10 protein-coding genes and 1 tRNA gene are annotated in these 12,471 nt (G+C 40.0%); 6 read left to right on the top strand and 5 right to left on the bottom strand.

Features of this window, described 5'->3' with window-relative positions; translation table 11 throughout:
- The 3 genes from VB694_RS13220 to VB694_RS13210 form a co-directional block, all read right to left on the bottom strand.
- Window positions 1–1,038: class I SAM-dependent DNA methyltransferase (locus VB694_RS13220; protein WP_323360779.1), on the bottom strand; the 1,038-nt coding region annotated here is incomplete at its 3' end.
- Window positions 1,039–1,414: 376 nt separating this feature from the next.
- A tRNA-Ala gene (locus VB694_RS13215) sits at window positions 1,415–1,487 on the bottom strand.
- Window positions 1,488–1,535: 48 nt separating this feature from the next.
- Window positions 1,536–2,264 (bottom strand): HAD family phosphatase, encoded by a 729-nt coding sequence (locus tag VB694_RS13210; protein WP_323360784.1) that lies wholly within the window; start codon window positions 2,262–2,264, stop codon window positions 1,536–1,538.
- A 233-nt stretch (window positions 2,265–2,497) separates the two neighbouring features.
- Between VB694_RS13210 and VB694_RS13205 the strand changes: the two genes are divergently transcribed.
- Window positions 2,498–3,679 (top strand): RtcB family protein, encoded by a 1,182-nt coding sequence (locus VB694_RS13205; protein ID WP_323360778.1) that lies wholly within the window; start codon window positions 2,498–2,500, stop codon window positions 3,677–3,679.
- A 202-nt stretch (window positions 3,680–3,881) separates the two neighbouring features.
- Here VB694_RS13205 and cimA read toward each other — a convergent pair whose 3' ends face one another.
- Window positions 3,882–5,540 (bottom strand): citramalate synthase, encoded by a 1,659-nt coding sequence (gene cimA / locus VB694_RS13200; protein WP_323360777.1) that lies wholly within the window; start codon window positions 5,538–5,540, stop codon window positions 3,882–3,884.
- 221 nt (window positions 5,541–5,761) lie between these two features.
- On the opposite strand from cimA, the gene VB694_RS13195 reads away from it, so the two are divergent.
- The 5 genes from VB694_RS13195 to glmS all read left to right on the top strand — a co-directional run bounded on the left by VB694_RS13195 (window position 5,762) and on the right by glmS (window position 11,708).
- A complete protein-coding gene (locus VB694_RS13195) occupies window positions 5,762–6,100 on the top strand; it encodes a 2Fe-2S iron-sulfur cluster-binding protein (RefSeq protein WP_323360776.1) in 339 nt (112 codons plus the stop codon).
- A 16-nt stretch (window positions 6,101–6,116) separates the two neighbouring features.
- Window positions 6,117–6,560 (top strand): hypothetical protein, encoded by a 444-nt coding sequence (locus tag VB694_RS13190; RefSeq protein WP_323360775.1) that lies wholly within the window; start codon window positions 6,117–6,119, stop codon window positions 6,558–6,560.
- Between the two features lie 132 nt (window positions 6,561–6,692).
- On the top strand, window positions 6,693–8,687 hold the full coding sequence (gene thiO, locus VB694_RS13185; protein ID WP_323360774.1) for a glycine oxidase ThiO: 1,995 nt from the start codon (window positions 6,693–6,695) through the stop codon (window positions 8,685–8,687).
- A gap of 541 nt (window positions 8,688–9,228) precedes the next feature.
- On the top strand, window positions 9,229–9,474 hold the full coding sequence (gene psaC / locus VB694_RS13180; RefSeq protein ID WP_323360773.1) for a photosystem I iron-sulfur center protein PsaC: 246 nt from the start codon (window positions 9,229–9,231) through the stop codon (window positions 9,472–9,474).
- 356 nt (window positions 9,475–9,830) lie between these two features.
- Window positions 9,831–11,708 carry a glutamine--fructose-6-phosphate transaminase (isomerizing) gene (gene glmS / locus VB694_RS13175; protein ID WP_323360772.1) on the top strand — a complete coding sequence of 626 codons (1,878 nt, stop codon included), beginning with the start codon at window positions 9,831–9,833 and terminating at the stop codon, window positions 11,706–11,708.
- Window positions 11,709–11,857: 149 nt separating this feature from the next.
- On the opposite strand, the gene VB694_RS13170 is transcribed toward glmS, so the two are convergent.
- Window positions 11,858–12,471: hypothetical protein (locus tag VB694_RS13170; RefSeq protein ID WP_323360771.1), on the bottom strand; the 614-nt coding region annotated here is incomplete at its 5' end.

Genomic DNA, 12,471 nt, shown 5'->3' with positions numbered 1-12,471 from the left:
TTTAATAATCTTTTGCTGAATCAGATTTTTTCTAATATCTGCCTCAGCATTCCCGCGAAATAAAACGCCATGAGGTAAAATTATTGCCCCCTTACCATGAGGTTTTAAAGAAGCAACTAAATGTAATAAAAAAGCATAATCACCATTTTTAATGGGCGGAATTCCATAACCATCAAATCGGTTAAAATCATCCTTTTCTGGGTTAAATCCCGTACTCCAAGCCTTCACAGAAAAAGGAGGATTAGCAACTGCAAAATCAAAGGTTTTTAAACCACCTTGATCATCTTTAAAATAGGGATTTGATAAAGTATTATCTTGCCAAATTTCCGAGGTAGGATGTCCATGTAAAATCATATTCATCCGGGCTAATGCGTAGGTTGCGTTATCCATTTCTTGCCCGTAAATGGTGATTTTTATATCAGTTTCATCTGCTGCTTTTAATAATAACGAACCACTGCCACAGGTAGGATCATAAATACTTTGTTCTTGACTGGTAGCGGTGTTAATTCCGATTACCTTAGCAATAACGCGAGAGACTTCCGCAGGAGTGTAAAATTGTCCTTTGCTTTTACCCGACTGAGTGGCAAAATTCCGCATTAAATACTCATAAGCATCGCCTAATATATCATCTCCATCAGCGCGGTTTTTACTAAAGTTTAAAGCCGGAGTTTCAAAGATAGCCACCAGGTTAGAAAGCCTATCTTGCATTTCCTTACCTTTCCCCAACTTATCCGCATCATTAAAATCGGCATCATTAAAGATATTACCTAACTCGTTAGCTGTGGCTAGATTAGTGATAATTTCATTAATTTTCTCCCCTATATTCGGCTTCCCTTTTAAATTAACAATATCCTGAAAACCACCACCTTCAGGGACTTCTATCGTGGCATCTTCCACACCTGCATATCGATCAGAAACGTATTTAACAAATAATAAAACTAATACATAATTTTTATACTGAGAAGCATCCATACCTCCCCGCAATTCATCGCAACTTTTCCATAAAGAACTATAAAGTTCACTTTTCTTAATAGCCATTAGATCCCCGACTTCTGTAATCAGTCTCTTAATCTATCATATTAACCATCATAGAAATCGGGGATCTTGTCATCAATTAGATCCCTAGATCCCCGACTTCTGTAATCAATCCCTAAATTTATCATATTAACCATCATAGAATTCCAGGATCTTGTCATCAATTAGATCCCTAGATCCTCGACTTCTGTAATCAATCCCTAAATTTATCATATTAACCATCATAGAAGTAGGGGATCTTGCCAGGATCTTGTCATCACCTCATCTGCGTTTATCTGCGTTTATCTGCGTTCAATGATTCTTGAAATTTTCTTAACCCAGTGTAGAAATGTTCCAGGAAACGCTTATATAATTTTCCAACAGATGCCTAATGTTTAAATGGAGAATAGGAGACTCGAACCCCTGACCTCTGCGGTGCGATCGCAGCACTCTACCAACTGAGCTAATTCCCCGTATCAATGCAGAGTTAACAAACCCAGCATATACATTTACATTGCATTTTAACACTCAGGCAGGGAAATTTTCACATCTTTTTGCAAAAAAACTTCCTTGATGCGCTCTAATTCCAAATCAGTCAAATAGTCAACAGTCCAGTTAGCTTGACGGTGAAGTATTTGAAAAGGGTAAGTATTCGCAACTCCCACAACTTGCATCTGAGCGCGTTTAGCTGCTTGAATACCCGCCGGAGCATCTTCAATGGCTAAACATTCCTGAGGTTGTAAATTCAAATCTGGATATGCTTGATTGAATCTCTCTAAAGCCAGCAAATAACCCTCTGGTTGGGGTTTACTGGTATTGATATCATCACCTGCGACAATAATATTAAAATATTCAGATAGTTTGGCACGTTCTAAAACCAGTTCTATTTCTTGATGCAAAGCACCACTAACTAAGCCTAGTTTAAGATTATGCGATCGCACCTGAAAAATTAAATCTTCTATTCCCGGATACAAAGGCAGTTTTTCCAGTTTTTCTAGTTCCAACACATAAGCCTGAGCTTTGCGAGTGAGCAACTGAATTAAATACTCTTCCGTTACCACCCTACCACGATTTTTGAGCAAGTCTTGAAAACAAGCGCGATCGCTCCTGCCTAAACAAGCTTGACGCTCTTGTAGCTTTTGCGGTTGCAAATTTTCCTGCACCAAAATCGCATCTATCAATTGTAGGTGAACTGCTTCATCCTTAATGATGACACCATGGAAATCAAATAGAACTGCCTTTAAACTCATGCCACGAATTGGTAAACCCACATCCTCACCAATCATTATGATCTATTTTGGTGCATAGTCAAAGAAAAAAGTTGACAGATCAGCTTTTGTGTAACATACTTGTAGTATAGTGATTTAATTCTAAAAATACCATGCAATACTCAAAATCAATCAATCCAACCAACCAGTAAATCAAACTTAACTTTTTCAAGTTGTAATCTGGAATTTTGCTCCTTAAATTTTGACTTTGTATTATGCCCTACGAACAATTAGGAATTACCACACCACACCCCGTTTTATCCTGGGCAAATCATTCTTTAGGCTCAGATGAAACCAAAATGGCCAAGAATGTTGCTTCCTTGCCATTTGTATTTAAACACGTTGCCTTAATGCCCGATGTTCACTTAGGAAAAGGCGCGTTAGTTGGTTCAGTTATTGCTACCAAAGAAGCCATTATTCCTGCGGCTGTGGGTGTAGATATTGGTTGCGGTATGAGTGCCATTAAAACATCATTTACAGGTGAACAATTAGAAGGCAAACTCAAGAAAATTCGCCTGGATATTGAAGCAGCAATTCCTACAGGATTCAATGCCAATGATAATGTAGAAAAAGCAGTAACCAACTGGCAAAAATGGCGCGATTTTTCTAACTTGCATCGTGGTGTGCAAGATTTAGAAAGTAAAGCCATGAAACAAATGGGTTCTCTGGGTGGAGGAAATCACTTTATCGAAATTTGTCTCGATACAGAAAACCAAGTTTGGTTAATGCTGCATTCCGGTTCAAGAAACATTGGTAATAAACTCGCACAATGCCATATTAATACTGCTAAAGAACTAGCAAAAATGGCAAGTGAGAAATTACCAGATCCAGATTTAGCTTATTTTGTGGCTGGAACACCGGAATTTAAAGCCTACTGGCAAGATTTACAATGGGCGCAAAATTACGCACATTTTAACCGTGATGTGATGATGTCACGATTTAAAAAGATCGTCGAAAAACATTTAGTTGGAGGTAAAGTAACCAAACCTTTATTAGAGGTAAATTGTCATCACAACTACGCCGAAAAAGAAGTACATTTTGGTGAAGAAGTGTATGTCACTCGTAAAGGTGCAGTTCGCGCTCAAACAGAAGATTATGGGATTATTCCTGGTTCAATGGGAGCAAAATCTTTCATTGTCAAAGGTAAAGGAAATGCTCATAGTTTTTGCTCCTGTAGTCATGGTGCAGGGCGATTAATGTCCAGAAATAAGGCAAAAAATGTCTATACCCTTGATGATTTAATTGCTCAGACTGAAGGTGTAGAATGTCGTAAAGATGCAGGAGTTTTAGATGAAATTCCCGGTGCTTATAAACCTATTGAGCAAGTAATGGCAAACCAAGCAGATTTAGTAGAAGTGGTAGCAACACTTAAACAAGTTATGTGCGTTAAAGGTTAAAGTAGGGTGGGCAATGCCCACCTTTTTTATTTATGCGTAAGTATTCAGCTATAGCAATCGTTCATACCCAGATCCCCGACTTCTTTTATTTATTGTGTCCATAAATGATAAATTGATCTTAGAAGTCGGGGATCTTATCGCCTTACCTGAATTCTTACATTTATGCAACAAATAAAAACATCTCTACAAAATCTCTGAACTGCTAAACTTTCAAAGCTTTTTCGGCTTGAAAATGCAACAACAAACCATATTCCAAACCTTCAACGACTGCTTGATAGGAAGCTTCCAAAATATTTGCCGAAACGCCTATTGTCGTCCAACGTTGTTGACCATTACCAGATTCTACCAAAGCGCGAGTTTTGGCAGATGTACCTGTATTTCCGTTCAGAATTCTAACCTTATAATCCGTCAATTCAAAATCAGCAATGTGGGGGTAGAAATTCATCAAAGCTTTACGTAAAGCTGCATCTAAAGCTGCAACTGGACCATTACCTTCCGCTGCTTCGAGAATATTATGACCATTAACAGCAACCTTAATTGTCGCTAAAGAATTGGTACTTTCTTTACCCTCTACCAAATCACAATGGACTTGAAAACCTTTAACTTCAAAAAACTGTTGTCTCAGTCCCAATGCCTCATACATCAACAGTACAAAACTAGCTTCTGCGGCTTCAAATTGATATCCTGCACTTTCCAATTCTTTCATCCGGTGGAGAATTTGCCGAGCTTGAGGATCATGTTTATCTAATTCCATTCCCAAAGTCCGAGCTTTAGCCAACACATTACTTAAACCTGACTGTTCAGAAATGACAATGCGGCGACGGTTTCCTACTTGTTCCGGCTGAATATGTTCATAGGTTAAAGGGTTGCGTTCCACCGCAGAGACATGAATCCCACCTTTATGAGCAAAAGCCGAACGTCCAACATAAGGTGCGTGTTCATCAGGTGCAAGATTGACAACTTCGCTAACAAAGCGACTAGTTTCTGTAAGTTGATTTAGCTGGTGTTTACCGATACAGCTATAACCAAGCTTTAACTGTAAATTGGGAATTAGAGAACACAGGTTAGCATTACCGCATCGCTCACCATAACCGTTAATAGTCCCCTGTACCATTTTTGCTCCTGCCATAACTGCTGCTATAGCATTAGCAACCGCCATCTCTGAATCATTATGGGTGTGTATTCCTATCTGGGGAATTGGTGATTGGGTAAGATTTTTTTCCTCATTCCCAGTCCCCAGCCCCCAGTCCCCAATCTCCTGCACGACAACTTCAACTATCTGAGAAACTTCATGAGGTAAAGTCCCACCATTGGTATCACATAAAACCAACCATTCAGCCCCAGCTGTTGCTGCTGCTGTTAGTGTTTGTAGAGCATAATCAGGATTTTGTTTATAGCCATCAAACCAGTGTTCAGCATCATAAATCACACGCCGTCCTTGAGAACGTAAATACTCAATTGTGTCGCGGATCATGGCTAAATTTTCTTCTAAACTGGTCTTGAGTCCTTCAATAACGTGCAAATCCCAGGATTTACCAAAAATTGTCACCCAGCGCGTACCCGCTGCTAAAATCGCCTGTAGCATAGGTTCATCTACTGCTTTGGTATTGGGGCGACGAGTGGAGCAAAAAGGGACAATTTCCGCTTGTTTGAGGGGATTTTCTTGGAGTTGCCAGAAAAATTGCACATCTTTAGGATTTGCCCCTGGCCAACCACCTTCAATAAAAGGTATACCTAGTTGATCTAATCGGTGAGCAATGCTTAACTTATCTTCTATAGACACTGATAGTCCTTCCCGTTGAGTTCCGTCACGGAGAGTAGTGTCATAGAGCCAAAGTTGATGTGCGGGAGTTATGGTCATAAAAATGAGACCTGAAAGACAACTTTGTAGCGATGTGCCAATATATAGCAGGGAACAGGGAACAGGTGACAGGTGGCAGGTGACAGGTGACAGGTGACAGTAAGAAGAGAATAGGAGTTAGGAGCACAAGAATAGATTTTTCTTTCCATCTCCCCATCTCCTCATCTCCTCATCTCCTCATCTCCCTATTCCCTGCTGTAATTTAGTTTGTTATTTTCAATATGCCCCAGGTAGTAGCTCAAGGTAAATTAATTGAGTGTGAAAGCCAAGCCAATTTAAGAAAGGTGCTGCTAGATCATGATGTTGATCTCTACAACAGTGGTTCTAGAGTAATAAATTGTCGAGGACTTGGCAGTTGTGGTACTTGTGCGGTTAAGGTAGAAGGCGAAGTGTCCGCAGCAAATTGGCGTGATCAAACTCGGCGTTCGCTTCCTCCCCATTCTCCTACATCAGAGTTGCGTTTAGCTTGTCAAACTCAGATTTTAGGTGATGTGAAAGTAACAAAGTTTGACGGATTTTGGGGTCAAGGTTCTCAAATAGTTTGGACACCAGAAGTTTAAAAAGGAGACAAATAAGATGGGTAGATGGACACCCTTAATTTTGATGGCTGGAGGCGTGGCAATTTTGCTAGGTACGTTGCTTGGTATTAACTTTCCGATGGGTGGACAGCAAACCGCTAATGTTCCCCCTGGAAGGCGAGCTTCCAGCGTCCTCCCAGCTAATATTAATGTTAATAGCACGGCTACCAGGGATGATGCTCAAGCAGCTACTAGGAATAATTCTCAAACTGCTAACAGCAATAACTCTCAAACTACCAACAGCAATGATTTTTCTGATGATACTCGCAGCACCAGCATAGCTCAAAGTAATGCTACTACTGAGTCAACAGGAACTACCGATAGTACACAAAACACAAATACTACTGATACTTCTACTTCTACTTCTACTTCTGCAACAGATACTAACTTAAGTTCAGGTAATAGCAATCAAGACAAAGAGCCTATTCGCGCTTTGTGGTAAGGACTGGGGATTGGGGATTGGGGACTGGGGACTGGGGACTGGGAAGAATTTACCAATTACCAATTACCAATTACCAATTACCAGACCTGATAGGTTATTAGTTATTTACTAATGACTCATGACTATTGACCAATGACTAGCGACATTTTAATTATCGGTGGTGGCATTATCGGGTTGGCTTGCGCTGTAGAATTGAAATTGCGGGGTGCAAATGTTACTGTACTTTGCCGTGATTTTACTGACGCAGCCAGTCAAGCCGCAGCAGGAATGTTAGCGCCTGATGCGGAAAATATCGCCAATGAAGCTATGCTTTCTTTGTGTTGGCGATCGCGTGCTTTATATCCCGACTGGATTAGTAAACTAGCAGAAATAACAGGTTTAAATGCAGGTTATTGGCCTTGTGGCATCCTCGCCCCAGTGTATAAAAAAGCAGGGGAGCAGGGGAGCAGGGGAGAAATATCAATTTCCCAGTCTCCAAGCTTTTGGTTAGATAAAGATGCTATTAATCAATATCAACCAGGATTGGGAGCAGATGTAGTTGGTGGTTGGTGGTATCCTGAAGATGGGCAAGTTGACAACCAGGCTTTAATAACAGTTCTGCGGACTGCGGCTGATTCTTTGGGTGTGGAATTTAAAGATGGAATTACAGTAGAAGCCATTTGTCAACAACAAGGACAAGTTATAGGTGTCCAAACTAACACGGGTTTGCTTAGGGCTGACCATTATCTTTTAGCCGCAGGTGCATGGGCAAATCAATTATTACCTTTACCAGTGCGTCCCCGCAAAGGACAAATGTTGCGGTTGCGAGTACCGGAATTTGTGACAGAGTTACCTTTAACACGAGTTTTGTATGGTGAAAATATTTATATTGTTCCCCGTCGCAATCGCTCTATTATTTTAGGCGCAACCAGTGAAGATGTGGGTTTTACTCCCGATAACACACCAGCGGGAATACAAAGTTTACTCCAAGCTGCAACTCGCCTTTATCCACAATTAGAGAATTATCCTATCGCAGAAATGTGGTGGGGTTTTCGCCCTTCTACCCCCGATGAATTACCGATTTTGGGCGATAGTCACTGTAAAAATTTAACTTTGGCTACTGGTCATTATCGCAATGGGATTTTGCTTGCACCAGTCACAGCCGCGTTAATTGCTGATTTGATTTTGTCACAAAAAACCGATCCTCTTTTAACTAATTTCCATTATTCCCGCTTTCATCATACACCCTTGCAAACTCAGTCATCTACGATAACATCCATGCTTACTCATCCTGCTAATTTCACTAACGGACATGGTAAAAATTTATCTTTACAAACTGCTGATCTACATCTGCAAGATTCAGGATTAATTATTGCTGGTAAAACCTTTCAATCTCGCCTAATGACAGGAACTGGCAAGTATCGCAGCATTGAGGAAATGCAGAAAAGCGTTGTTGCTAGTGGGTGTCAAATTGTCACCGTAGCTGTAAGACGGGTACAAACTCACGCACCAGGACATGAAGGTTTGGCAGCAGCTTTAGATTGGGGTAAAATCTGGATGTTACCTAATACTGCTGGCTGTCAAACTGCGGAAGAAGCGATTAGAGTAGCACGGTTAGGACGAGAAATGGCCAAGTTATTAGGACAGGAAGATAATAATTTTGTCAAGTTAGAAGTTATACCTGATGCCAAGTATTTACTTCCAGATCCCATTGGCACTTTGCAAGCTGCGGAACAATTGGTAAAAGAAGGTTTTGCTGTTTTACCTTATATTAATGCCGATCCCATGTTAGCCAAGCGGTTAGAAGATGTTGGTTGTGCAACAGTGATGCCTTTAGCTGCGCCCATTGGTTCAGGACAAGGACTGAAAACTACTGCCAATATTCAGATTATTATTGAAAATGCGAAAGTACCTGTGGTGGTAGATGCTGGTATTGGTGCGCCTTCGGAGGCTGCACAAGCGATGGAATTAGGTGCGGATGCGTTGTTAATTAATAGTGCGATCGCACTGGCTGAAAATGCACCAGCAATGGCTTATGCGATGAATTTAGCAACTGTAGCTGGTCGTATAGCTTATTTAGCGGGTAGGATGCCAATGAAAGACTATGCTAGTGCTAGTTCTCCTTTGACGGGGACTATTACTGGTTAGTGAAAATTTTAGATCCTGATATTTAGGAAATATTGGGATCTAATTTTTGATATTATTGTGTGATTAAGCTGATATTTAAACAAATACTTAAACCTATAAGCAAATATAAGCTAAATCTCACCTAAATTATAAGAACCAATAACTAATAGAATTTCAACGTTGCACAATCAAGACCTGTTTGCTTAATATAGAATCAAGACAGTTGCTAATTAGTTAATAGTTCTTAACAAGTTCACTAAACTTGAGAGTCCCCCCGCGAGAAAATTATAGGTAATATAGATAACCCTGAGAAATTGATTTTATATTTACACATCTTTACAATTTGGCATCTTTGGGAAGAGTCGATTAGGTAAACACCGGATGTCTATGTTGCTGATTACAGATGAATAACAGCGATTTAACAAATAAACTGTTCAGAAAGCTTATTAAATTGTTTGAAGTTATGTAGCCTTTTACTTACACTCCATCCAGCACTGCGATAAACTATGCCTTGATTATGATTCCTTCACAGAGAAGAACACTCGCAAGGAGCCTTTTGTCAATGTCTCATACAGTAAAAATCTACGATACCTGCATTGGCTGTACCCAATGCGTCCGTGCTTGCCCTACAGACGTTCTAGAGATGGTTCCTTGGGATGGCTGTAGAGCGGCTCAAGTTGCTGCCTCACCTCGCACAGAAGACTGTGTAGGCTGCAAACGTTGTGAAACAGCTTGCCCCACCGACTTTTTGAGCATCCGAGTTTATCTGGGTGCGGAAACAACTCGTAGTATGGGTCTAGCCTATTAGAATACTGAGATTATAAAATACTCAGTAAAAAGGTGCTGAGGAATGAGAGAGTGAAAGATAGGAATTCCATCGACTGATATAATTCTTGCTTCTTCTCTCAGGATTCAGCCTTTTTTTAGTCATTACTCCATAATTTGGGCGTTTTAGAACACAGAGCGTCAAAATACTTAGCCGTATCGGAGCAAATTGCTCCTTTTTATTTGATATAATGACCCCTTTATCCTGACAACAATACTTATTAAATTTAGGAAGCAGTGAATAGTGAACAGTTGTCAGCCCGATAGTGAGGTGTTAAAACCAAATGCAACTGATATTTAATAAATATTAATCATCCTGTAACCGGAGTAGTGTGACAAATGTGCGGAATTGTTGGATATATAGGCACTCAAGCGGCGACAGATATTTTATTAGCCGGACTAGAAAAGCTAGAGTATAGAGGTTATGACTCAGCGGGAATTGCCACTATTTGGAAAGATGACGTTCATTGTGTGCGGGCTAAGGGTAAACTACTGAATTTACGTTCTAAACTAGAACAAATTGAAAATCCTGCCCAAATTGGCATTGGTCACACTCGCTGGGCAACTCATGGTAAACCAGAAGAATATAATGCCCACCCACATCTAGATACGGCTCTGCGAATAGCAGTAGTGCAGAATGGTATTATTGAGAATTACCGTGAGTTACGAGAAAATTTAAAAGCATTAGGACATGAGTTTCGTTCAGAGACAGATACAGAGGTGATACCTCACCTGATAGCTGAGTGTTTAAAACATACTGCTGAAAATTCTTCTTCCCCTTCTTTATTGTTAAATGCAGTGCGGGAAGCGGTAAGTAAGTTAGAAGGGGCTTATGCGATCGCTGTCATTTCTGCTGACTTCCCCGATGAGTTAATTGTAGTTCGTCAACAAGCACCTTTAGTGATTGGTTTTGGCCAAGGTGAGTTTTTCTGTGCTTCTGATACGCCAGCAATTGTCCCCTATACCCGCGCTGTATTACCCCTAGAAAACGGCGAAATCGCCCGTTTGACTCCTTTGGGTGTGGAAGTATACAACTTTGCTGGACATCGTTTAAAAAAGCATCCCCGCACCTTGAACTGGAATCCCATCATGGTGGAAAAACAGGGTTTCAAGCATTTTATGCTCAAGGAAATCTATGAGCAACCGGGGGTAGTGAGAGCTTGTTTAGAAGCTTATTTTCCTGCTAGTTCAGAAACGCCTGTGACGCTGGGTTTAGCAGAGGAATTTTACGCAGATTTAGAACAAATTCAAATTGTGGCTTGTGGTACAAGTTGGCACGCGGCTTTAGTGGGTAAATACTTATTAGAACAATTAGCAGAAATCCCCACTCAGGTACAGTATGCTTCAGAATTTCGCTATGCACCATCACCGCTGACAGCCAATACTCTGACTATTGGTGTTACCCAGTCTGGGGAAACTGCGGATACTTTAGCGGCTTTATCTATGGAAAAAGAACGCCGTCAAGGTAAAGAAGCCAAGTATCAACCGCGACTTTTAGGCATTACTAACCGTCCAGAAAGTAGCCTGGGTAATATGGTGGCCAATATTATTAATACTCATGGAGGTATTGAAATTGGGGTTGCCGCCACAAAAACTTTTATTGCCCAGTTGATGGCGTTTTATGGTTTGGCGTTAGATTTAGCGTATCGTCGACAAACAATTAGTGCTGCTAGATTAGCAGAAATAGTGATAGGTTTGCAACAGTTACCAGCAGAAATTGAAGCAATTTTAGAAACTCAAGAAAGATATATTGAGCAATTAGTACATGACTTTGCAGAAACGAAAGATTTCATTTTTGTAGGTAGGGGAATTAATTTTCCGATAGCGTTAGAAGGGGCTTTGAAATTAAAAGAAATTAGCTATATTCACGCCGAAGGATATCCAGCAGGGGAAATGAAACATGGACCTATTGCTTTATTAGATGCGAAAGTTCCGGTGGTGGCGATCGCCATGCCTGGTAGTGTATATGAAAAGGTGATTTCTAATTCTCAAGAAGCGAAAGCGAGAGATTCCCGGTTAATTGGTGTTACTTCTGTGAATGATGGGGAAGCAGCGGAAATCTTTAATGATTTAATTCCTGTTTCTGATGTGGAGGAAATTTTGTCCCCTATTTTGACGGTGATACCGTTGCAATTGTTAGCTTATCATATTGCGGCGCGGCGGGGTTTGGATGTAGATCAGCCAAGGAATTTGGCCAAGTCTGTAACTGTTGAATAAAGGAATAATTCGGGATAAAAAAGTTGGAAAATAAATAAAAAAATTTTACAATTTCTCCTATGGGTGTATGTACCAGTCATCCAAAGGAGAATTTTTATACCCAGATCCCCGACTTCTTTAAGAAATCGTGGATCTATTAGTATTAGATATCATATCTCTTTCGCCATTCTTACCCAATGTTCAATCCCCTTCTTTGTCGGTTGTCTAACATCCCCAAAAGTCCAAACATCCCGTTTATGCTGCGGTCCATAACTAACATGAATCGGTCTAGTGCTACCATAAAAATACAAAGAATCAAAAGGTAACTTATTTTGTAAAATCCAATCTACCAAACTTTCACTCTGTAAATCTGCAATCATAAAATCACAAGCTGCACCCAATCTTTCACAATAGTATTTACCATTTTTATTAATTTCACAACTTATATGTTGATCTAATTTAGGTGCAACCCGTCCATTTTTTTCTCCTGTCAATATGTCTTTTTTCTCCAAATATTTTCTCAAATCTGATGAACAAAAACCATAGGTGAGACGAAATTGTTCTCTTCCATAATTATCAATAATTGGATCAATAATATATCTATTTAAATCTTGTAATGCCGGAATACTTTCTTGGATATTTTGTGGAAATGGATTGATGTGTTGAGCATATTTATGGTAAGTCTGAGTGCAGGTACAAAATTCTTCTAATGTCAGGTATTTACCTAGTTTTAATTCTTTCATATTCATTGATATATGACTCATATTTGAATTTTGAAAAAATC

Source organism: Anabaena sp. UHCC 0451 (assembly GCF_034931405.1).
In the GTDB taxonomy this organism is placed as follows: domain Bacteria; phylum Cyanobacteriota; class Cyanobacteriia; order Cyanobacteriales; family Nostocaceae; genus RDYJ01.
Note: the sequence above shows the minus strand (reverse complement) of the source record. Positions and strands in the feature narration are given on the sequence as shown.